Below are 23,056 nucleotides of genomic sequence, written 5' to 3' on the forward strand. Positions count from 1 at the left end.
GCGCGGTGTTCGAGGGTGGCGCGGGTGGTGGCCAGGGACAGGCCGACGTCGAGCGGGTCCGCCTGCAGTGCGGTCAGGCGGTCCCGCTGGTCCCGCAGCGCCTGCTCACCGCGCGCCGAGAGGGGCCACGGCACCACGGGCAGGTGCGTGACCGGTGCCTCGGCCGACTCCTCGGTCTCGGGGACCTCTTCGAGGACGAGGTGCGCGTTCGTACCGCTGATGCCGAACGACGAGACGCCCGCGCGGCGCGGTCGCTCACCGCGCACCCAGGGCTGTTCGTCCTGAAGCAGTCGCAGTGTGCCGTGCGTCCAGTCGATGTGGGCGGACGGCTCGTCGGCGTGCAGGGTGCGCGGGAGGCGTTCCGCGCGCAGGGCCATGACCATCTTGATGACGCCGGCGACGCCCGCGGCGGCCTGGGTGTGGCCGATGTTGGACTTGACCGAGCCGAGCCACAGGGGCTCCTCGCGGTCACGGCCGTAGGCGGCGGCGAGGGCGTGTGCCTCGATGGGGTCGCCGAGCCGGGTGCCCGTGCCGTGCGCCTCGACCGCGTCCACGTCGGCGGGGCGCAGACCGGCGTTGGCGAGGGCCTGGCGGACGACGCGCTGCTGGGCGGGGCCGTTGGGGGCCGTCAGCCCGTTGGAGGCGCCGTCCTGGTTGATGGCGCTGCCGCGGATCACGGCGAGGACCTCGCGGCCCTGGCGGCGGGCCTCGGACAGCGGCATCAGGACGAGCATGCCGGCGCCCTCGCTGAGGGAGAATCCGTCGGCCCGTGCGGAGAACGCCTTGCAGCGGCCGTCGGGGGCGAGGGCCCGCTGGCGGGAGAACTCGGCGAACATCTCCAGGCTCGGCAGCACCGTCGCGCCGCCGGCGAGGGCGGTGGTGGCGGCGCCGCCGCGCAGGGCCTCGCAGGCCAGGTGCAGGGCGACCAGGGAGGAGGAGCAGGCGGTGTCGACGGTGAGGGCGGGGCCCTCCAGGCCGAGGGTGTAGGAGATGCGGCCGGAGGCGACGCTGACGGCGTTGCCGGTCAGGACGTGGCCGGCGACGTCGGTGGTGGCGTGGGCGGCCGCGCGGTCGTAGTCGGCGGTCATGAGGCCGAGGTAGACGCCGGTGGCGGTGCCGCGCAGTGCCGTCGGGTCGATGCCCGCCCGCTCCAGGGCCTCCCATGTGGTCTCCAGCAGAAGGCGCTGCTGGGGGTCCATGGCGAGGGCCTCACGCGGGCTGATGCCGAAGAAGGCGGCGTCGAAGTCGGCGGCGGTGCGCAGGAATCCGCCCTCGCGCTGGAGGAAGCCGCCGGGTGCGGTGCCGCTGGGGTCGTAGCGTCCTTCGATGTCCCAGCCCCGGTCGTCGGGCAGCGGGGTGACGGCGTCGGTGCCGTCCAGGAGGAGCTGCCAGAGGGCCTCGGGCGAGTCGGCGTCGCCGGCGAAGCGGCAGGCCATGCCGACGACGGCGATCGGCTCGTCGGAGGGTGTGTGACCGGCGGGCGTGCCGGCGTCGGCGGCGATGGTGCCGTAGAGCTGTTCGTAGAGGTGGTGGCCGAGGGCCGCGGGGGTCGGGTAGTCGAACGCGACGGTCGGGGCGAGGGGCAGTCCGGTCGCGGCGCGCAGCCGGTCGCGCAGGGCGACGGCGGTGGCCGATTCGACGCCCTGGTCACGGAAGGAGAGGTGCGCGGGCGCGCCGCCGTGCAGTTCCAGCAGGTCGGCGAGCCGGGTGCGGACGAGGTCGACGAGGGCACCGCGCCGGTCGGGTTCGGGCAGGTCGCCGAGGCGGTCGTGGAGCGCGGCCGCCTGGACGCCGAGGGGGGTGCCGGTGGTCTCGGGGTCTTCGATGGTCGCCGCGGTGGCGAGTTCGGCGGGCAGGTCGGCCGGGTCGGTGTCCGGGTCGTGCAGGGCGGTCCAGTCCGGGTCGCCGCCGGTGGACCAGTATGCGGCCATGGCGCGCAGGAACCGGTCGGCGTCTCCGGCGTCCCGGCGCAGCGTGCTGTGGACGGTGCCGGTGACGCCCGCCCGGGTGAGGACGGTTTCGAGGCCGGGGGTGAGCAGCGGGTGCGGGCTGATCTCCAGGAAGTGGCGGTGCCCGGCGTCGAGTGCGGTCTCGACGGCGGCCACGAACTCGACGGTGCCGCGCAGGGCGGCGGTCCAGTGGTCCGCGTCGAGGGTCACTCCGTCCAGGGCCGTGCCGGCCGAGGCCGCGTACAGGGGGACGCGGGCCGGGCGGGGGGTGAGCGTGGCGAGGTCGGCTCGGATGCGGTCGGTGATCTCGTCGATGTGCGGTGAGTGGGCGGCGACGCCGTAGTCGACGGCGCGGGCGCGAATCCCTTCGGCGGTCAGCTCGGTGACGAGTTCGGCCGCGGCGTCGGCGTCGCCGGAGACGACGCCGTTGTCGGGGCCGTTGACGGCGGCGAGGTGGAGCCTGCCGTGCCAGGCCGCGAGGCGTTCCCGCAGCAGTTCGACGGGCATCAGGGCGGACACCATGCCGCCGCGTCCGTGCAGTTCGAGCTGGGCGGTGCCCCAGCTCGCGGCGACACGTGCCGCGTCGTCGAGAGTGAGGGCGCCCGCGACGCAGGCGGCGGCGACCTCGCCGAGGCTGTGGCCGACGACCGCCGCGGGCCGTACGCCGACGCTCTCCCAGAGGGCGGCCAGCGACACCATGACGGCGAAGAGGGTGGGCTGGGTGACGTCGGGTGTGGTCAGCGCGTGCGCGCCGCGCAGGACGTCGACGGGGTTGTGGCCGAGGTGCGGGGCGAGCGCGTCGGCGCACTCCTCCATGCGGCGGGCGAACACCGGGGAGGTGTCGAGGAGTTCGCGGGCCATGCCGGGCCACTGCGAACCGTGGCCGGGGAAGACGAATACCGGTTGGCTGTCGCGGGCCGTGGCCCGGCCCTCGGTGACGTGGTCCGTGGGGGTGCCGTCGGCCAGGGCGTCCAGGGCCGCGGCGAGTTCGTCGGGGCCGGCAGCGGTGACGGCCGCGCGGCAGGGGTGGGCCGGGTCGACGCCGTGCAGCAGCGCCGCGGCGATGCGGTCCGGCGCTCCGTCGGTGACGAGGCTGCGCAGGATGCGGGCCTGTTCCCGTACGGCCAGGGTGCCCCGTCCGGTGAGGAGCCAGGGGCGTGGGGTGCCCGCGAACGGGTGGGTCGCCGAGGTGGAGCGAGCTTGTTCGGACACGTTCTCTCCCGCGGATGACTCGTCGCCACGTCTTCGGATACTGGACCGGGCCTGTGGGGGGCGTCGGCGGGCGGCGGCCGGGAAGGTGGGGGTGGCCTGATCCGTTCGCCCAACTGGTTCGATTATTCGGACGGACGACTGGGGGAATCACAAGGAGATGGAGACCGCGCCGTGATCATGACGGCGCCGACGGGCCACGGAGGGCGCGTCGGCGTCGGTGCGGGGAGGGGCCCGTCGCTGCCGGGCAGCGGCCTCAGCTCGCGGCGGCCAGGTGTTCCAGGTGGGTGACGGCGGCGTCGATGTCCGGCAGGGCGAGCATCTCCTTCTGGGCGCGCCGGGCCTCGTCGGTGACGTTCTCGTCGGCCAGGAGGCGGCGGCAGGTCTCCAGCATGGGTTCGGCGCCCCGGGTCGCGATGTGTTCGCCGAGTCCCAGGTCGGCCACGCGCACCGCGTTGTACTGCTGGTCGCCGAACATGGGCCGGACCGCCATGGGAACACCGGCCCGGACAGCCTCGCGGATGCTGTTGTAGCCGCCATGGGTGACGAACAACGCGGCGTGCTCCAGGAGGAGTTGCTGCGGGAATCGGTCGACGACACGGACGTGGGGTGCGGCCTTCGCGGTGTCCACGGGCATGCCGAGCGTGGAGACGACCGCGGCGCAGTCCAGCGCGGACAGGGCCTCGACGACCGTGTCGAGGGGCTCGGCGGGGTCGTAGACGGGGATGGGGGCGCCGAACTCACGGGCCTTGTCCAGGAATTCGAGGACGGTGCCCGGCAGTCCCGTGCCGAGTGAGGCGAGTACGAGGGGCTTGTCGGCGGGCAGTTCGGCGAACCAGTCGGGCAGCCGCTCGCCGCGGGTGACGGTGCGGGGCTGGCGGTAGGCGACGGCGTCCGGGGCGAGGGGGCGGGCGAAGGAGTAGGGGGCGGGCATGCAGTCGAGGCGTCCGTGCCGGTAAACGGCGGCCGGGTCGTCGGTCTCGGGGAGGGCGAGTGCGCGGCGGCGGTCGTTCAGCAGCGGGAGCAGCAGTTCCGGGTCGAGGAACTGGCCCGAGCCGGAGGGCGCGGGCACCTGGGGAACGCCGAGGGTCTCGGCGACGAGGAGCGCGGCGAACTCGTAGCCGTCGCGCAGGATCACATGGGGCCGGAACTCCCGGGCGAGCGGCAGCAACAGGTCGTAGGCTTCGGCGAGTTGGGGTCCGGCGCCGAGGGTGGCCCACAGGTCGTGGGCGAAGCGGCTGAACTCCTTGGGGATGGGCAGCTTGCCCTCGAACAGCAGCCGCATGCCCTGGGCGGTGATGTCGGTGTAGACGCCCTCGACGCGGGCCCGCTCGCCGGCGAGGACGGGGGCGAGTTTGTCGGCGGTGACGACGAGGACGTCGTGTCCGGCGTCGCCGAGGGCCCGCACGAGCGGCAGGCAGGCACGCGCGTGGGAGGGCGAGCCGGTGATGCTGCACAGCACCCGCATGACGGGAACCCTTTCTCTACGGCGTCTATACGGCGGTCAGGGCGGGCTCGACCGGGCTGGTGCCGGTGCCGTGCCAGGCAAGGCCCGCGGCGCTGAGCGCGTCCGGGTCGAGGTGGTTGCGCGTGTCGACGACGACCGGGTGATGCAGGTCGGCGGCGATCCGGGGCCAGTCGAGGCCGCGGTAGAGCGGCCACTCGGTGCACAGGACCAGCGCCGAGGCGCCCTTGGCGGCCTGGTGCGGGTCGTCCACGACGTTGATTTCGGCGGGGAGTTCGGTGTGCCGGGTGGCGGGCACGGCCGGGTCGTGGGCAGTGAGTTCGGCGCCGCGGCCGGCGAGTTCGACGGCGAGGGCGAGGGCCGGCGAGTCCCGCAGGTCATCGGTGCCGGCCTTGAAGGTGAGGCCGAGCAGCCCGATCCGTACCCCGGCCAGCGAGCCGTCCTCGTCGCCGCACAGGCGGGCGATCCGGTCGGCGATCCGGGTGCGCTGACGGGCGTTGGAGTCGATGGCGGCCCGCACGAGCGGGAAGTCGACACCGAGGGCGTCGGCCGTGCCGAGCAGGGCGCGGGTGTCCTTCGGCAGACAGGAGCCGCCCCAGCCGGGTCCCGGGCGCAGGAAGGCGCCGCCGATGCGGTGGTCCTGGCCGAGCGCGGCGGTGACCCGGCCGATGTCGGCGCCGACCTCCTCGCACAGCTCGGCGAGGGTGTTGACGTAGGACAGCTTGACGGCGAGGAAGCAGTTCGCGGCGTACTTGACGACCTCGGCGCTGGCGGCGTCGGCGATGACGACGGGCGCGTCGACGCCGGCGTACAGCTCGGCGACCTGGGCGGCGGCCCAGGGGCTGGCGGAGCCTATGACGACCCGGTCGGGCTGGAGGAAGTCGGCGACGGAGGTGCCCTCGCGCAGGAACTCCGGGTTGCTGACGACGCCGACGTCCGGCCTGCCGAGTGCGGCGGTGACGCGTGCGGCGGTGCCGACCGGCACGGTGGACTTGGTGACCAGGACGCTGTCGGGTTCCAGCAGGGTGCGGATCTCCTCCACGACCGCGTCGACGGCGGTAAGGTCGGCGCTCCCGTCGGGTCCGGTGGGGGTGCCGACGCAGATGAACACGGTGCGGGCGCCGCGTACGGCGTCGGCGGCGCCGACGACGAAGCGCAGCCGGCCCGCGTCGAGGCCGGCCCGCACCAGCTCGGGCAGGCCCTCCTCCAGGATGCGCACGTCTCCGCGGTTGAGTTCCGCGACCTTGACCGGGTCCAGGTCGGCGCAGACCACCCGGTGTCCGAGCGACGCCAGGCAGGCTCCGGCGGTGAGTCCGACATAGCCGGTGCCGATGACGGCGATGGTGTGGCGGTGCACGGCAGCCACCTCGATTCTCGGTTGCTTCGCTGCGGTCAGACGCCGATGAGCCGGGCGCTGATGGACGCCGCGGCTCGGACGGCCAGGGCGACGCTGTACAGCGTCGGATTGACGGCGGTGGCGGTCGGGATGACCCCGTTGCCGCCGACGTAGAGGTTGTCGAAGCCCCAGACGCGGCTGTCGGTGTCGCACACCGAGGTGCCGTCGTCGGCGGGGCCCATGCGCACGGTGCCCTGGTAGTGCTTCGAGCTGCCGGCGGGAAACAGTTCGGGCCGTTCCAGGAACTCGCCGCCGAGGGCCTCGGCGACGGCCTCCTGGTCGGCGCGGGCCTGGTCGGCGCCTTCGAGGTCGGCCTCGGTGAGGTCGTAGTGGACGGTCATGTCGGGCATGCCGTAGGCGTCGGCCTCGCTGGTGGAGAACTCGATGCGGTCCTCGGCGCGGATCTCCTTGGCTCCGTACCAGACCATGCCGACGAACAGCGCCGGGTCGACGCCTTCCAGCGGTGAGGTGTCGATGGTCATGACCTGGCCGTGGTTGCGGCGGCCGGGGTCGGCGAACGGCACCCAGAAGCGGCCGGTCTCCAGGTCGCGGATGTCGCCGCCGAACTCGACGGTGCCGCGGGCGGCGACACCGGCGACCGGGCCGTCCTTGACGTGGACGGAACTGACGGTCTTGGGCTGGTCGTTGAGGTAGCGGCCGAGGGCGTCGGGGCGGATGCCGGAGGCCCACAGCAGCTGCGGGGTGCGCAGCGCGTCGGCGCACACGGCGACGGCGGAGGCGCGCACGGCGAACTCGGTGCCGGTCGGGAGGTGTTCGAGGAGGGCGCCGGTGACCTTGCGTCCGCTGAACAGCAGGCGCCGGCACATGGTCTCGTCGGCGATGCGGAAGCGTCCGTCGCCCCCGGTGGCGCCGGCGTGGGCGAGCGGCCCGAGGACGGTGTCGGGTCCGGCCCACAGGGGGCGGCGGCCGGGGCGGGGGGTGCAGGCGAGCGGCATGGTGCCGACGCCGCGGCCGACCGGGTGGTCGCCGTCGAAGAGCTGCCCGAGCGTCTTGAGGACGAGGTCGCCCGCCTCCGTGGCCGGGTAGGCGTCGCGGGTGACGCTCAGCAGGTGCTCGGCGACGGACAGGGCGGCGTCGAGGTCGTCGGCGGACAGGAACGACAGCCGCTCGGAGTCCAGCGGGCGGGGGGCGGTGCAGGCCCAGTGCACGCCCATCCCGCCGATGTTGCTGGACATGACCGCGGCCGGCATGCCGAACTGCTCGGGCTCGTCCTCGCGTCGGGGCCGCAGCAGATGGGTGCCGCGGTCCGCGTACTTCTTCACCAGGGCGCCGTCCTCGCCGGGCGCGGTCTCGGGATCGCGCCCCTGGGAACGGGCCTGGGCCGCGGCCCGTTCCGGTGCGGGCAGGTTGCCGAGGTGCAGCCCGGCCTGCCCGGTCAGGCGCGGCCCGAGGTCGGCCATCAGGATCCGGGCGTGCGGTACGGCGTCGTACACACGGCGGGCGACGGCCGACCCCACCGGGCCGCTTCCGACGACGAGCAGATCGACCGTCGGCGGAAGTTCGGGACAGCTCATGGTGACGCGACTCTCCTTCAGTTCGTGCAGTGGGGGGTGGCAGCGCCCCCGAAGGGGCGCGGGGTCGTGTCGATATGCGGCTACCGCCGCGTGGGCGCGACCAGCCACGACGAGGCCGCGGACGAACGACGGCACATCGCGGCACTGTCGGCGGAGCGCTCAGTGCGCCGCGCGGCTAGCGGCGTAGTACTGGCGGACCTGCTGCGCGAACGCCGGGTTCATCTGCGCCTTGGCGAGGATCTCGGCGGGCGGGGTGAACTCGTCGTCAAGGGCGTCGGCGAACTTCGCGAACCCGGCCCGCAGTTGGGCCTCGATGACGGCGGGCCAGGCGTTGGGGATCCTCCACTCGTCCTCGTAGCCGGTCGCGAGCAGATGCGTGACGGCGGTCTCGACGACGTCCTCACGGCTGTGCGCCTGCGTGGGCTTGCGCACGGGCTGGAACACGGACAGGTCGTGACGGGTGTCCTCGCCGAGGATGCGCCGGGCCATCTCCTCGGCGAGCAGCGGCGACAGGTGCAGACCGTCACGGTAGGTACCGGTCATCGTCCACAGGCCGTCCAGCCCGGTGCCGCCGACCAGCGGGAAGCCGTCAAAGGCGACCGGCCGGTTGCCGACCTGGATCTTCTCGATGCCGGCGGTGTCGAGGTCGCGGCGCAGCTGGCGCAGGGCGCAGCCGAGCAGGAAGGTGGCGTCGCGGATGGAGGGCACGTCGGCGGGCTCGGGCTCGATGGCGTTGGTGGCGCCGAGGTAGACATGGCCCTGACCGCGCGGCACGAGGTGCAGACCGCAGGCGAAGGCACGGTTGGGGGTGCGCAGCACGCTGGTCGGGCCGGGCACGTCCGGGTCGACGCGGGCGAAGACGGAGACACCGACGCCGGCGCACAGCCGCGGGATGCTGCCGTTCAGGGCGGGCACGGTGTCGAGCAGAGTCTGGGAAGCGGCGCCGGCGGCGAGGACGACCTGTCCCGCGGTCAGGGTGTCACCGCTGGTGAGCCTGACGCCGGTGATGCGCTCACCCTCGGTGACCAGGCTCTCGCCGAAGCCGTCGAGGAGGCTGCCGCCGGCCTTCAGCAGAGCGCTCTGGAGGCGGGCCAGCAGCCGGCCGGAGTCGACGGCGTGCTCGCCGGGGATGAACATGCCCATCAGGGGCCGGGCCAGCGGGTCGGGGTCGAGCCAGCCGAGCTCGGCCGGGTCGATGTCCTCGTACGGCTCCTTGTACTCGTCGAGGGTCTTGCGGATGGCGGCGTAGTTGGCGGAGTCGATGCCGGGTACGCCCACCGAGTTCAGCAGCATCACGGTGCCGTCGGCGCAGCGCAGGTCGTCGTGCTCGCCGGTGTCCTCGGCCAGCTGGTCCAGCCAGTCGTCCCACAGGCGGGTGGCCTGCACGCCGAGGTCGAGCTTGGCGCGGCCCTGTTCGCTGGCTATGAGGGTGGAGGTGACCTCGCCGAAGGTGCCGAGCATGGCGCCGGCGGCGGTGGAGGCGGCCCAGGGCCGGTCGGTGCGGCCGAGGACGGCCACCTTGGTGCCACGGCGGGCGAGGGTCAGGCCCAGGGACAGGCCGAGCACACCATTGCCGACGACGAGGACCTCGAAGGTCCGGCCGGCCGGGTTGTCGCTGGTCATCGCTTTCGTTCCCATCCTGTGAACCGCCGCGCCGGGCGCGGGGTGTGCGAAGTCGGTGTCGGGGTCTTTGGTGGTGGCGGCGTCAGACGGCCGCGGGGGTGCCGTCGCGCGGCAGTTCGGCCAGGACCTTGGCGACGGCGGTCGCCACGTCGTCGACGTCCTGGCGGGTGCCGAGCAGGGCCTGGTGCGGGATGAGCACGCCGTCACGGCCGACGCGTTCGGCGTTGGGGCAGCGTTCGGCGAGTTCCTCGGGCCGTGCGCCGCCGGTGGCGCCGGTCCAGAAGGCGTCGGTGCGGTGCAGGGGCTGGTGGCTGCCGAAGGCGGGGATGCCCTCCATCAGCAGTGCGAGGGCGACGGTGTCGCGGTCGAGCCCGCCGAGCTCGTCCTGGTCGAGGACGAACGTCGTCATGTAGTGCGGGGTTCCGGTGCAGCGCGGGTCTCGGCCCTGGAGGCGGATGCCGGGGATCTCGCCGAGTGCGGCGGCGAGTTCGGTGTACCGGGCGGCGCGGCGGGCGTTCTGGTCGGCGAACCGGGCCAGTTGGGCGCGCAGCAGGGCGGCGGTGAGTTCGGAGACGCGGAAGTTGGAGGAGGCGGTGGCGAGGTGGAGTTCGCGGTCGCGGCCGCAGTTGTGCCGCAGCCACGCGCTCTCGAAGGTCTCCTCGTCGGGCAGCAGCAGGGCGCCTCCCTCGCCCGCGGTGATCACCTTGGTGCTCTGGAAGGAGAACGTGGCGATCGAGCCGAGGGCGCCGAGGCCCTTCCCTCGCCAGGTGGCGCCGTGGGCCTGGGCCGCGTCCTGCACGACGGTGACGCCGCGGGCGGCGGCCCAGGCCGTGATGGCGTCCATGTCGGCGACGTGGCCGCCGATGTGGACGGGGATCACCGCGCGGGTGCGGTCGGTGGCGGCGGCGTCGAGGCCCGCGGGGTCGAGGCAGAAGGTGTCCGGGGTGACGTCGACGGGCACCGGGACGCCACCGCGCCGCTGGACGGCGGTGGAGGTGGCGACGAAGGTGTAGGCGGGGACGATCACCTCGTCGCCGGGTTCGATCCCGGCGAGTTCCAGGGCGAGTTCGAGGGCGTGCGAGCCGTTGGTGACGGCGAGCGCGGCGGGCGCACTGCCGAACTCGGCGAACTCGCGCTCGAACGCCTGGACCTCCTTGCCGCCGTGCCGCCCCCATTCGCCCTGCTGGAGGGCGCGGGCCAGGGCGAGGGTCTCGGTCTCGTCGTACTCGGGCCAGCGCGGGAAGGGGTGTGTCCGCACCTTGGGCCCGCCGTTCAGAGCCAGCATCGGCCTCTCCTCAGGTCAGACGGGGAAGTTGCCGAACGCGGTGCGGGTGCCGTACGGGTCGAGCTGCATGGTGAGGCCGCACTCGTCCTCCCAGCGCTTGGTGATCTCCACGCCCTCGGAGCGGTTGACGTCGTCGAGCATCACGGTGGCGCCGGGCGCCAGATGGTCCTTCAGGGCGGGTACGGCCGGATAGCGGGCCATCTTGCGGCCCTGCTCCCAGCCGGGCGGGCCGTCGACGAGCAGCAGGTCGATCCTGCCGTGCTTGTCGGTGAAGGCGCCGATCTCGTCCTCGACGGTGGCGGGCTCGTACCATTCGACGCGCTTGACGGCGGCCGGGTGCTCGGCGAGCGGGGCGTGCACGACGCGGGCGACGTCGGTCAGGCCCTCCTGCGCCAGCTGGTCGTTGACCCAGCGGGCCCACTTCTCGTCGTGTTCCAGGGAGAGCACGTTGCCGTAGCCGCGCTGGGCGAGATAGCGGGCGAAGACGATCGTGGAGGTGCCGCTGCCGCATTCGACGAGGACCTTGCGGTCGCCCAGGGCGATGTCGTCGAGCAGTTTGATCAGGGCGCCTGGGCGCAGCGACCACGCGGAGAACGGCAGATAGGGGCCGTTCAGCAGCGGGGAGAGCCGGATCCACGAGGCCAGGTCGTAGAACGCCCGGAGGAACTGCGTGTCCATCTTCCTGCTCCTGTCTGGATTCCGGTTCAGTGGCCGGCGAGGGCGACGAGGTGGTCGACGGCGGCCGTGACCTGGGGCAGCGCGAGCATGTGACGCTGCGCGGTGCGGGCCGCGTGGGTGTGGCCGGCGTCGCCGAGCAGCCGCTCGACGGTGCCGGCGACGTCATCGGCGCCCGCGCTGGGCACACGCAGCCCGAGGCCCAGCTCCGTGACGCGGCTCGCGTTGTGCGCCTGGTCGCTGAGTTCGGGCAGGACGGCCATGGGGACACCGGCGCGGACGGCCTCGCGGACGCTGTTGTAGCCGCCGTGGGTGAAGAGGAGTTGGGCGGTCTCCAGCAGCAGCGGCTGCGGGATGCTCTCGTAGAGGTGGACGTTGTCGCCGACGGCGGCCGGGTCGACGGGCATGCCGCGGGTGGCGACGACGGCCGTGCAGTCCACCTGGGACAGGCCCTTGACGATGGTGGTGAGCGGGTTGGCGTCGCCGGGCATCAACGCGCCCACGACCAGCGCCGGGTCGGCCTCGATGTCCAGGCCCTCGAAGAGGTGTCCGGCGACCACGCCGTCGAAGAACAGGTCGAGGATGCGCGGGAAGACGGAGTGGTGCATCAGCGAGGCGAACACATTGGTGCTGGAGACCACGACGAGCGGCTTGTCGCCGGGGAGGTCGCGCAGCCACTCGGGGCCGGTCTCGCCCCGCACGATGGCGGACGGCTGCTGGTAGGCGAAGGTGCCGCCCATGTCGTGTGCGGTGAAGGCGTACTCGGGCGGCATGCAGTCGAAGCGGCCGTGCGCGTGGATCGCGTCGGCCGAGTCGCTCTCGGGCAGGCCCAGTTCGGCGCGGCGCAGATTCAGCTCGGCCAGGGCAAGCTTGGCGTCGAGGTACTGGCCGCCGCCGGAAGGCGCGGTGACGTGCGGGACGCCGAGGGTCTCGGCGACGAGATAGCCGGCGAACTCGACGCCGCTGCGCAGGATCACGTCCGGCTTGAACTCCTGGGCCACGTCGAGGAGTTGACGATAGGCGTCGGTGACGTGCGGGCCGCAGGCGGTGGCCAGCAGGGTCTGCGGCGAGAACGGGTCGGAGGGGGCGAAGTCGATGCGCTTCTGCTGGAGCAGGCTGAGCACGATCTCGGCCATGTCGGTGAACAGCGGCAGGACGCGGATGTCCTCGCCCTCGAAGACACCGGCCATCTCCGGCGGGGAGACCACGGTGACCTCGTGGCCGGCCTCGGCCGCGGCTCGGGCCAGCGGCAGCAGGGCACGTGCGTTGGAGGGCGACAGCGCGAGGCTGCAGAGAATGCGCACAACCATTCCTTTCCGTGCGGAAGCGACGTTCGGACACGTCATGATGTGCCGCCGGACTCGGTGTTTTCCCGAGTCTTCGGCGCGCTTTCCGCGCCGCTTGTGACGAACTTATGCGCTGGGCGCGCCGGGACCCAGTTGGGTGTTTCCATCGGCGGGTAATCGGTGGAATGGGCACACGAATTCCCCGCCATTGTCGGTCGATCGGGAAATGGAGTGCCGCGTATCGGTCACACGGTCAGCTGGGCGGCGGTGCTTTCGGTCCAGGCCTCCGCGCGGCGCCTGCGGTCCTCGCGCACCGTGCGCGGCACGAGCGCGTCGACGGCTTCGCGGGTGGCCGGGTGCCGGAAGGCGTAGCGCAGGGCGCCGGTGGCGGAGGGGTGCCGGGAGCGGCGCAGGAAGTCCCGGCGCTCCAGGTGGTCGAGCCAGTGCACGGCCTCCGCGCGGTCCACGCCGCCGACCGCCGCGACTCCGTCGGCGCAGCACACGCCACCCAGGGCGGAGGCGCACACGAGGACGGCCTTGGCGAGCGGCGGGAGCGTGTCGAGGTGGGCGGCGACGACCTGCCGGACATGACGGGGCATCACCGGCGGCCCGGGGGCGCCGACGGCCGGCTCCCGGGCGTACTCCACGGCATAGAGGGGGTTGCCGCCGATCCGGGCGAGGACGTCACGCCGCAGGTCGGCGGGGAGCGCGCTGCCTCCGCGGCCGGCGAGGAGGCCGTCCAGCAGCGCGGCCGAGGAGAGCTCGTCGAGCGGGTCGAGGGTGAGGGCGAGGGCGTCGCGCCGGCCGCCGCCCCAGGTGGGCCTGCGGTCGAGGAGTTCGGGGCGTGCGGTGACGGCGAGGAGCAGCGGTACGGGCCCTGCGGCGTCGGCGAGTTCGGTGACGAGGTCGAGAACCGGGTCGGGCGCGGTGTGCAGGTCCTCCAGGACGAGGAGCAGGGGGCGTTCGGCGGCGAGGCCGGTGAGCAGGAGCCGCCAGGCGGTGGCGAGGTCGGGCCAGTCGGCGGGGGCGGGCGGCTCCGCGCGCATCAGCGGGCCGAGCCGGTCGAGCAGCCAGGCGCCGCTGTCGCCGGTGCCGAACAGGGCGTGGACCGTGCGGGCGAGGGCGTCGTGTGCGCGGTCGTCCGTGCCGGGTGCCGAGGCGCAGTCGTCCGTGCCGGCTGCGGGGGCCAGGGGGTCGTGGGCCGAGCGGTCCGTGCGCGTGGCCGAGGCCAGGGGGTCGTCGGCAGGGGCGTCCATGCCGGCCGCCGAGGCGAGGGTGCGTTCCAGCAGGGCGAGCGGCCGGTCTCGGTCGCACCAGGAACTGTGCCCGGTGACGATCCGGTACCCGTGCGGGGAGCGGCGGGCGAGCCGGGCCAGTTCGGCCATGAGCCGCGTCTTCCCGGCGCCGGGTTCGCCGAGCGCGGTGAGCAGACAGGGACGTTGCCGGCGGGCCACGTCGCCGAGCGCTCCGCCCAGTTGTTCCATCTCACGGTCCCGGCCCACCAGGGCGGGCGGGGTGTCCGTGCCGGCCGTGCGGGCACCGAGCGGCTCGGACGCGCCGTCGGGCCCGGCGGCGCCGTAGACGAGGGAGCGTTCGGTGCCGGAGCGGGTGGTGGCGCACACTCGGATGCCGCCGGGCGGCACGGTCTGCAGCAGGTCGGCGCAGCTCTTCGGTACGGCGCCGTTGACGATCGGCACGGCACCGGTGCCGTCGGCGGCGCAGGTGACGACGACGTCGCCGGTGGCCACGGCCACGCGGGGCGCGGCACCGCCGTGCACGGGGACGGGGCCGCCCGCGCCGTACTGGCGCAGTCGGCGCAGGATCGCCCGGCCGGCCCGGACCGCGCGCTCGGCGTCGTCCTCACGGGTGCGGACGACACCGAACAGGGCGAAAGTGACCGGTCCGAGCACACCCGAGACCTTTCCGCCGTGCCGGGCGACCTCGTCGCGGATGGCGACGGCCAGTTCACCGGAGAGCCGGGCGGCGTCCTCCGGATCACCCCCGAGACCCTTTCCGAGGGTGGTCCGCACGAGCAGCATCGACAGCTGCTTGTGCTGCTCGGTGAGCACGCCCGCGGGCGCGGCGGGGTACGGGAAGGCGGCGGCGCGCGACGGTACGGGGAGCGGGGGCGTGGGCGCCGGGCGGGTGTCGAAGTCGGGCAGGCCGGGGGGCCTGGGCGCCGGATGGATGTCGAAGCCGGCCAGGGCGGCCGCGGCTATGGCCGTCGGGCCGGGTGTGACCGGCGTGGCCGCGGCGGGCCGGGGGCGGTGGGGTTCACCGTCGAGGGCCATGATGGCGAGCGCGTCGGGCTGGCCGAGCACGGGATCGTGGTCGAGGACGGCGCGCTCCACGGCCCGCAGCACCCGGCCCGGTTCCAGGCCGAGCCGGGAGGCCAGCGCGGTCCTGGTACGGCGGTAGGCGTCCAGGGCCTCGGCCTGATGGCCACGCCGGTACAGGGCGAGCATCAGCTGGGCGCACAGCCGCTCACGTTCCGGTTCGCGCTGGGCGTGGGTGCGGAGGTCCTCCAGCACGTCGTGGTGCCGTCCACAGGCGAGTTCGGCCTCGTACAGGTCCTCACGGGTGGCCGAGCGGGCCTGCGCGAGGGTACGCAGCTCGGGCCAGTCCGTGCCCGACTCCGCGAGGTCGGCGAGGACGGGGCCGCGCCACAGGTCGAGGGCGGCGCGCAGCGTACGGGCGGCGGAGGACCAGGCTCCGGCGGCGAGGTCGGCGCGGCCACGGTCCGCGAGGGCACGGTAGGCGGTGAGGTCGAGGTCGTCGCCGTCGACGCGCAGCAGATAGCCGGGGGCGTGGGTGAGGAGTACGGGGCCGCCGTGGGTGTCCTCGGAGTCGTCGGCGAGGAGTCCGCGCAGGGCGGAGACCGCGTTCTGGAGCATCTTGCGGGCGGTGGGCGGTGGTTCGCCGGCCCACAGGGCCCGCATCAGGGCGCTGGTCGCGACGACTTCGTTGGCGTGCAGCAGCAGATGGCCGAGTGTGGCGCGCTGTTTGACGCCGCTCAGCGCGACCGGGCCGCTGTCGCCGAGGACCTTCAGCGGGCCCAGCACCTGGAATTTCATGCCGGTGTCGCTCCCGTTCCGCTCCGGCCCGGACACAGCCGGAGGGCCGGAAGGAGACGAAAGAGACGATGAAAAGGGACGGCTCCCTCTCCCGGTTTTCCCGCCGGTTCCGCCGAATGTGCCGAGCCGATTCTCCGGTGCCGTTCTTGCCGTTCTCCGAGGTGATTCCGAGGGACCCGGACGGCCGTTCTCCGGTCTCGCACCAGGCCCGGAGAACGGCCGTCGGACATTCACCCTCTGTATCCGGAAAGGATGCTATCGGCGTCCCGGTGGGGCGGTCACTGGGGAAAACACTGGTCCTGCGCCTGGTGCGCGCGGCCTGGGCCGCGGCGGCCGCCGCCTCGGTGTCAGGAGGCGCGCCAGCGCAGCGCCCGGTCGGCGATCCACAGCGACGCCACCGACGCGACGGCGAGGACGGCCACGTCGAGGGCGAACATGCCGTCGACGTCCCCGGTGACGCTGTGCCGGATGGCGTCGGCGCCGTAGCTGGTCGGCATGACGTAGCTGATCACACGCAGCGCGACCGGCAGGGACTCCAGCGGGATGAGCAGCGGGGCGCCCAGCAGCAGAAGGAAGTTGAGCATGTAGGTGACGATGGAGATGAGCTCGATCTTGTCGATGAGGCTGCCGATGACGAGGCCGAGCGCGGCGAGCGGCAGGGCGGTCAGCGGGTACACGAACAGCAGCGTCGGCGACAGCGTGAGCTGGATGTCGTAGAGCACTTCCACGGCGAGCAGTGAGGTGACCAGGCCGGGCGCGATGAGCAGCAGCCGGGCGGCGACGAACGCCGTCACGAAGGCCACTTTGCTGATCGGCAGCGAGGCGTAGTACATCATCGAGCCCTCGGCCTTGATGGCGCCGATGCGCTGGGCGATGGCGGTGGTGCCGAGCGCGGCGATGGAGAACACGCCGGAGCCGCTGGCGATGTACAGCAGACTGGACTGGTCGGTGAGGCCGCTGCCGATGCGGGAGAACCCGAACACCATCGTCAGCGGCATGAAGATGCCGAAGACCATATGGACGTGCCAGGACGTGCGCACGATCAGCATGTGCTCGAACCACAGGTACTTGAAGGACGTGCCGAAGGTGGCCAGCCGGGCCCCGAGGGTGCCTCGCGGGACCCGGGCGGGCGCCGGGGCGACGGAGGGCGCCGGCCCAGGTGTACGGGCCGCGGGGCGCGGGGTGCGCCGGGCGGCGGGCGGGGTGGTCGTGGGCGCGGCGGCCTCGGGTTCGACACCAGGAGCACCGAACGCGGCGGCCTCGGGTTCGACACCAGGAGCACCGAACGCGGCGGCCTCCGGTTCGGCACCAGGAGCACCGAACGCGGCGGCCTCCGGTTCGGCACCAGGAGCACCGACGGTGGCGAGTTCCTTCACGGGGGGCGGCGGTTCGGGCGAGTCGGGCGCCCGGTGGGCCGGCTCGGGCTCGGCCGGCTTCTCCGGTTCGCCGACGGGTTCGGGCTTCAGGCTGAGGTAGACGTCCTCCAGCGTGGGCCGGGCGAACCGGAAGTCGTCGACGCGGGTCACGCCGACATCGGTGACCAGGACCTCCAGCAGGGGCTGGATGCGGTCGGGGGGCGCGGTGACGAGGTAGCTGCCACCGCGGTCGCCGGGCGTGACGACACCGATCCGGCCGAGCCTGGCGGCCTCCGCCTCCGTGAGGCTGCCGCCGTCGCGGACGAACAGCTCCAGCCGCGCCTGGGCGCCGGTCTGCTCCTTGAGCTCGCCGGGCGTGCCCATGGCGGTGATACGGCCGCCGTGCATGACGGCGACGCGGTGGACGGCCTTCTCCGCCTCCAGCACATTGTGGGTGACGAGGACGATCGTCGTGCCGTCCTCGGCGGCCCGGCGCTGCACGATGTCCCAGATCAACCGCCGGTTGTGCGGGTCGAGTTCATTGGTGGGCTCGTCCAGAACGATGAGTTCGGGGCGGCCCATCAGGGTCATACCGAAGTTCACCAGCCGCATCAGACCACCGCTGAGCCGCTCCACCTGCCGGTCGGCATACGGCCCGAGCCCCAGCTCCTCGATCAGCTCGTCGGTCTGGCGCCGAGCGTCCGTCTCGCTCTGCCCACGCAGCCGCCCCGTGTAGTGCAGGGCCCGGCGGGCCTCGATCAGCCGCATCGACAGGCCGCGCTGCGGCAGGAACCCGACGGTGGACTTCACCAGCTCGGGGTGGCGCACCACGTCGATGCCGTTCACGGTGATGGAACCCGACGTGGGGCGCACAAGACCCAGCATCTGGAGGACCAGTGTCGTCTTGCCGGCGCCGTTGGCGCCGAACAGGCCGAACACCTGCCCGCGGGGCACGCTGAACGTCAACCCGTCGTTGGCCTTGATGAGTTCACCGCCCCGGCCGCGATAGGCGCGTACCAGATCACGCACCTCGATGGCCGGACCGTCGTCCGTCTTGACCATGCCCACGTCTCATCGCCTCTTCGGCTCAGGGACCCGGCCGCGCCGCTGGTCCGCCGTTCGTGTACCGGTTCGCCCACGCTAGGCGGGGCGCGGCCGGGGACATCAGTGGAAGCTCTCCACCCCTCGGTCACCCATGGCCGAGTTCGTCGTCGAGGAAGGCGAACATCTCGTCGTCCGACAGCTTGTCCATGTCGAACTCCGCCGCCTTCTCGGGGTCGTTCACGTCCGCTTCCGCTTCCGGTGCGGCGAGCGCCGACCAGCGTGTGCGCAGGACGTCGAGCCGTCCGGCGATCTGCCGGTGCGCCGCTCCGTCGGCGGCCGGCTCCGGCAGGGCCGCGATCATCTGCTCGACGCGTTCCAGGGCGGCCAGCAGGCCGTCGGCCCCGGTCCGCTCGGCACGCGGGGCGAGCAGCGTGTACAGGTGCGCGGCGACCGCGTCCGGCGTCGGGTGGTCCAGGGCCAGCGTGGCGGGCAGCCGCAGTCCGGTGGCGGCACTCAGCGCGTTGCGCAGTTCCACCGACATCAGCGAGTCGAACCCGAGGTCGCGGAAGGCCCGGGCGGGTCCCACCTCACCGGTGCCGCCGGGCCGGTGCCCGAGCACCCGGGCGGCCTGCTCGCGCACGGACTCCAGTACGGCCGCACGCCCTTCGCCCTCGTCCAGGGTCGCGAGCCGCGCCACCAGTCCCGAGGCGGTCGACCGGGACACCGTTCGGCGCACCGGAACCAGGCCGCGCAGCGGCGCGGGTACGTCGTCGCGAGCACGCAGGGCCCCGACGTCGATCCGCACCGGCAGCAGGACGGGTCCGGCGGCGGTGACGGCCCGGTCGAACAGCGCGAGCCCGTCCTCCGTGCTCAGCGGCGGGAACCCGGCCGCACGCATCCGCTCGACGTCCCGTGCGCTCAGCGCCCCGGCCATGCCGTCCGAGCGCCGCCAAGGCCCCCAGGCCAGGGACAGTCCCGGCAAACCGGCGCGATGCCGGTGCCGCACCAGGGCGTCGAGGAAGGCGTTCGCGGCGGCGTAGGCGCCCTGCCCGGCGTTGCCGAAGGTGCCGGCCGCCGAGGAGAACACCGTGAACGAGCCTACGTCCGGCAGCAGTTCGTGCAGATGCCAGGCCGCGTCCGCCTTGGGCCGCAGAACGGCGGCGACCCGCTCGGACGTCAGGTGCGTGGCGGTCGCGTCGTCGAGTACGCCGGCCGCATGCACGACATGGCCGACCCGGTGCCCGGCGAGGGCGGCGCCCAGCGCGTCCCGGTCCGCGACATCGCAGGCCACCGCCTCGACGCGGGCACCCTGCCCGGCAAGCTCGGCGACGAGGTCCGCGGCGCCGGGCGCGTCGGCACCGCGCCGGGACAGCAGAAGCAGATCACGTACGCCGTGCCGGGCGACGAGATGGCGAGCGAGGAGGGCACCGAGGCCGCCGGTGCCGCCGGTGATGAGTACGGTTCCCCCGTCGGCGAGGGGGAGGCCGGCTTCCGGCCGGGGATCGGGGCCGCCGGGGTTGTCGAAGCCGCCGGAGCTGTCGGGGCTGTCAAGGCCGTCGGGGCTGTCAAGGCCGTCGGGGCTGTCGGGGCTGTCGGGGCTGTCGGGGCTGTCGGGGCTGTCGGGGCTGTCGGGGCTGTCGGGGCTGTCGGGGCTGTCGGCGGAGACTCGCTCCAACCGCGGAACCAGCACCTCGCCATCCACGACGGCGACTTCCGGCTCCAAGACGTTCAACGCACGGGCCAGGCCGGACGGATCCCCAGGCATGTCGAGAAGGCCGATCCGGCCGGGATGCTCGCTCTGCGCCGACCGCAGCAGCCCCCACGCCGCGGCGGCGCCCGGGTCAGCCCCGGTGGTGGCCCCACGGACCAGGACCACGAGCCGCGCCCCGGCAAGGCGTTCACCGTCCAGCCAGGTCTGCGCGAGCGACAGCGCCGCACGCGCGTGTGCATGGGCGGAGTCGGCCGGATCGACGCCGGCCTCCCGCACCGGAGCGAGCACCATGCCGTGATGCGCGGCTACGGTGGCGAGATCGTCGTACGCCACCGCCTTGACGCCGGCCGTGGCCAGCTCCCCGGCGAGATCCTCGGGCAACTCTCCGAGTACGGCGACCTCGGTGGGCGCATCGGCGGTGAGTTCTCCGACCGGTGTCCACGTCGTTCGCAGCAGGGCGTCCGGCGCTCCGGCGGACCCGGCACCGGCCATCTGGTCGGCGTCGACGGGCCGTACGGTCAGCCCGCCGACGCTGAGGACGGCCCCGCCCTCGGTGTCGGTGACCGCGATACGCACGGTCCGCTCCCCCGTCCGCTCCAGCCGTGCCCGCACGGTCCTGGCACCCGAGGCGAAGAGGGCCACGTCCTCCCAGGAGAAGGGGAGCGCGGCACCCTCGTCGCCGCCCGCACCCGTGAAGCCGGCCGCGTGCAGTACGGCGTCGAGGAGGGCCGGGTGGAGGCCGTATCCGTCGGTGGCCGAGGCCGTGGCCGTGGCGGTGTCCGGTTCGGTGTCCGGGTCGGTGTCCATGTAGGTGTCCGCGTCCAGGGAGACCTCCGCGAACACCTCGTCGCCCCGGCGCCAGGCTTGGCGCAGCGCACGGAAGGACGGCCCGTATGCGAAGCCGAGGTCCGCCAACGTGTCGTAGTAACCTGCGAGTTCGATGCTCTCGGCGCCCTCCGGAGGCCATACTTCCGTACCCGGGGCCGGCCCCTCGCCGGGGGCAGGGGTGAGCATGCCGTTCGCATACGCCGTCCAGGAGGCGTCGGCGCCGGCCGACTCGGGCCGTCCGTGCAGTGCGAAGGAGCACCGCCCGTCATCGTCGGCGCCGCCGATCCGCACCTGCAGTCCGACGGCCGTGCCGTCGTCGGGCAGCACGAGCGGGGCGACCGTCGTCAGTTCGTCGATACGGCCGACGCCGACTTCGTCACCGGCCCGGATCACCAGGTCGACCAGGGCCGCACCGGGCACCAGTGTGCGACCGAGCACCGTGTGGTCGGCGAGCCACGGCTGCGCCTGCGGCGACAGGACGCCGGTGAACACCGCACCGCCGCCGTCCGCGAGCAACATCGCGGCGCCCAGCACAGGGTGCCCCGCCGGCACTAGCCCGACGGAGCGCACATCACCGGTGCCCAGATCGGCGCGCGGCTCCGGCCAGAAACGCTGCCGTTGGAAGGGGTAGGTGGGGACATCGGTGAGTCGGGCGCCGGTCCCTGCGAAGTACGCCGCCCAGTCGACGGGCACACCGTGCACGAAGAGTTGGCCCAGCGCGACGGCCAGCGCCTCTTCGTCGGAACGGTTCTTGCGCAGTGTCGGGACGACGAGGGCGTCCTCGGGGACGGTCTGCTCGATGAGGGCGGTGAGAGTACCGTCGGGTCCGATTTCCAGGAAACGGGTGACGCCCTGGCCGGTGAGGGTGCGGATGCCGTCGGCGAAGCGGACGGTCTCACGGACGTGCTGCACCCAGTAGTCCGGCGTGTTCGGGCCGGTCCGGTTCGAGACGAAGGGGACGGCCGGTTCGGCGAAGCGGAGATCGGCGATGGCCGCGCGGAAGTCCTCCAGCATCGGGGCCATCAGCGGGGAGTGGAAAGCGTGCGAGACCCGCAGGCGGCTGGTGCGGCGATCGGGCAGGGCGGCGGCGACCGCGAGCACGGCCTCTTCCGTGCCGGAGAGCACCAGGGAGGTGGGGCCGTTGACCGCCGCGATGCTCACCTCGTCGGTGAGATGCGCGGTGACCTCGTCCTCGGCCGCCTCGACCGCCAGCATCAGCCCGCCCTCGGGCAGCGCCTGCATCAACCGGGCCCGCGCCGACACCAGCGTGCACGCGTCCGCCAGGGAGAGCACATCCGCGACATGAGCGGCGGCAATCTCACCCACGGAGTGCCCGGCTACGAAGTCCGGCCGCACGCCCAGCGATTCGGCCAGCCGGAACAGCGCCACCTCGACGGCGAAGAGCGCCGGCTGAGTGAACTCCGTGCGATTCAGAGCCTGCTCGTCCTCGCCCCAGATCACGTCACGCAGCGCAGGGTCGAGCTCGGCGAGGACCTCGTCCAAGGCCTGCGCGAACACCGGGAAACGGCCGTACAGCTCCCGGCCCATCCCCAGACGCTGGGCACCCTGACCGGAGAACACGAACGCCAACGGCCCCTCAGCCGCCACTCCCCTGGCCGCCTCGGTGACACCCTCCCCAGACGCCAACAACACCGCCCGATGGGCGAAGGAGGCCCGGCCGGTCGCGGCCGTGAAACCGACGTGTACCGACGGCTCGCACGACTGGAGTTGCCATATTCGGGCGTCCAGTGCCCCTTCCGAGCGCGCTGTGACGACCAAGGGGAAGGGACGCTCGGTGTCGTCAGTGATGGGCTCTTCTTCGGGGCTCGCTTCGAGGATCACGTGCGCATTGGTGCCACTGAGGCCGAAGGAGGAGACCGCGGACCGGCGCGGACGGTCATTCTCCGGCCACGCCACCTGCTCGCGGACCAGTTCCACCGCACCCGTCGACCAGTCCACATGCGAGGACGGCGCGTCCACATGCAGGGTGCGCGGAACGACACCGTGCCGCATCGCCAGCACACTCTTGATCACACCGGCGACACCGGCAGCGGCCTGCGTATGCCCCAGGTTGGACTTCACCGAGCCCAGCAGCAGGGGCCGTTCACGATCCTGACCGTACGTCGCCAGCAGCGCCTGCGCCTCGATCGGATCGCCCAGCGTCGTACCCGTGCCATGCGCCTCGACGACGTCGACGTCCCCGGCATTCAGCCCGGCCGACGCCAGCGCCTGCCGGATCACCCGCTGCTGGGAGGGACCGTTGGGCGCGGTGAGCCCGTTCGACGCACCGTCCTGATTCACCGCACTGCCCCGAACAACCGCCAGAATCCGATGCCCGTTGCGCACAGCATCCGACCGCCGCTCCAGCAGCAGCACACCCACACCCTCGGCCCACCCGACCCCGTCAGCGGAATCGGCGAACGCCTTGCACCGCCCGTCCGGCGCCAACCCGCCCTGCCGCGAGAACTCCACGAACGTCGTCGGCGTCGACATCACCGTCACACCACCGGCCACCGCAAGCGAGCACTCGCCTCCACGCAACGCCTGCGCCGCCAGATGCAGCGCCACCAGCGACGACGAACACGCCGTATCAACGGATACCGCGGGCCCCTCTAGACCCA

Annotated in this window: 11 protein-coding genes; all 11 read right to left on the reverse strand. The window is 73.2% G+C overall.

The features are described from left to right. Positions 1-3,161, reverse strand: a 3,161-nt coding sequence (locus tag ACFPQ9_RS23105) for a beta-ketoacyl synthase N-terminal-like domain-containing protein (protein WP_380856306.1), incomplete at its 3' end; no start/stop codon positions are given. A 253-nt stretch (positions 3,162-3,414) separates the two neighbouring features. Next, positions 3,415-4,626, reverse strand: a complete 1,212-nt coding sequence (locus ACFPQ9_RS23110; RefSeq protein WP_380856309.1) for a glycosyltransferase — start codon at positions 4,624-4,626, stop codon at positions 3,415-3,417. A gap of 25 nt (positions 4,627-4,651) precedes the next feature. Then, on the reverse strand, positions 4,652-5,980 hold the full coding sequence (locus ACFPQ9_RS23115; RefSeq protein ID WP_380856312.1) for a UDP-glucose dehydrogenase family protein: 1,329 nt from the start codon (positions 5,978-5,980) through the stop codon (positions 4,652-4,654). A gap of 35 nt (positions 5,981-6,015) precedes the next feature. After that, entirely contained in the window at positions 6,016-7,554 is a 1,539-nt protein-coding gene (locus ACFPQ9_RS23120) for a GMC oxidoreductase (protein ID WP_380856315.1), read from the reverse strand. A 159-nt stretch (positions 7,555-7,713) separates the two neighbouring features. Further along, positions 7,714-9,177: an NAD(P)/FAD-dependent oxidoreductase gene (locus ACFPQ9_RS23125; protein ID WP_380856318.1), complete on the reverse strand. Its 1,464-nt coding sequence runs from the start codon at positions 9,175-9,177 to the stop codon at positions 7,714-7,716. Between the two features lie 82 nt (positions 9,178-9,259). After that, a complete protein-coding gene (locus tag ACFPQ9_RS23130; protein ID WP_380856321.1) occupies positions 9,260-10,462 on the reverse strand; it encodes a DegT/DnrJ/EryC1/StrS family aminotransferase in 1,203 nt (400 codons plus the stop codon). Positions 10,463-10,477: 15 nt separating this feature from the next. Next, positions 10,478-11,140, reverse strand: a complete 663-nt coding sequence (locus ACFPQ9_RS23135; protein WP_380856324.1) for a class I SAM-dependent methyltransferase — start codon at positions 11,138-11,140, stop codon at positions 10,478-10,480. A 26-nt stretch (positions 11,141-11,166) separates the two neighbouring features. Further along, positions 11,167-12,441 (reverse strand): glycosyltransferase, encoded by a 1,275-nt coding sequence (locus ACFPQ9_RS23140; RefSeq protein WP_380856327.1) that lies wholly within the window; start codon positions 12,439-12,441, stop codon positions 11,167-11,169. A 227-nt stretch (positions 12,442-12,668) separates the two neighbouring features. Next, the gene (locus tag ACFPQ9_RS23145; RefSeq protein WP_380856330.1) at positions 12,669-15,497 is read right to left on the reverse strand and encodes a BTAD domain-containing putative transcriptional regulator; all 2,829 of its coding nucleotides are present in this window, start codon (positions 15,495-15,497) and stop codon (positions 12,669-12,671) included. A gap of 347 nt (positions 15,498-15,844) precedes the next feature. Continuing rightward, complete coding sequence (locus tag ACFPQ9_RS23150; RefSeq protein ID WP_380856333.1) at positions 15,845-17,914, reverse strand: ABC transporter ATP-binding protein/permease; 2,070 nt, start codon at positions 17,912-17,914, stop codon at positions 15,845-15,847. 127 nt (positions 17,915-18,041) lie between these two features. Next, positions 18,042-23,056: type I polyketide synthase (locus ACFPQ9_RS23155; protein ID WP_380856336.1), on the reverse strand; the 5,015-nt coding region annotated here is incomplete at its 5' end.

Source organism: Streptomyces coerulescens (genome assembly GCF_042657965.1).
In the GTDB taxonomy this organism is placed as follows: Bacteria; Actinomycetota; Actinomycetes; order Streptomycetales; family Streptomycetaceae; genus Streptomyces; species Streptomyces coerulescens.

Coding starts and splice junctions, on each gene's coding strand:
- ACFPQ9_RS23145 (WP_380856330.1), bottom strand. CDS start 15,497: ATGAAATTCCAGGTGCTGGGCCCGCTGAAGGTCCTCGGCGACAGCGGC.
- ACFPQ9_RS23130 (WP_380856321.1), bottom strand. CDS start 10,462: ATGCTGGCTCTGAACGGCGGGCCCAAGGTGCGGACACACCCCTTCCCG.
- ACFPQ9_RS23135 (WP_380856324.1), bottom strand. CDS start 11,140: ATGGACACGCAGTTCCTCCGGGCGTTCTACGACCTGGCCTCGTGGATC.
- ACFPQ9_RS23110 (WP_380856309.1), bottom strand. CDS start 4,626: ATGCGGGTGCTGTGCAGCATCACCGGCTCGCCCTCCCACGCGCGTGCC.
- ACFPQ9_RS23120 (WP_380856315.1), bottom strand. CDS start 7,554: ATGAGCTGTCCCGAACTTCCGCCGACGGTCGATCTGCTCGTCGTCGGA.
- ACFPQ9_RS23150 (WP_380856333.1), bottom strand. CDS start 17,914: ATGGTCAAGACGGACGACGGTCCGGCCATCGAGGTGCGTGATCTGGTA.
- ACFPQ9_RS23125 (WP_380856318.1), bottom strand. CDS start 9,177: ATGACCAGCGACAACCCGGCCGGCCGGACCTTCGAGGTCCTCGTCGTC.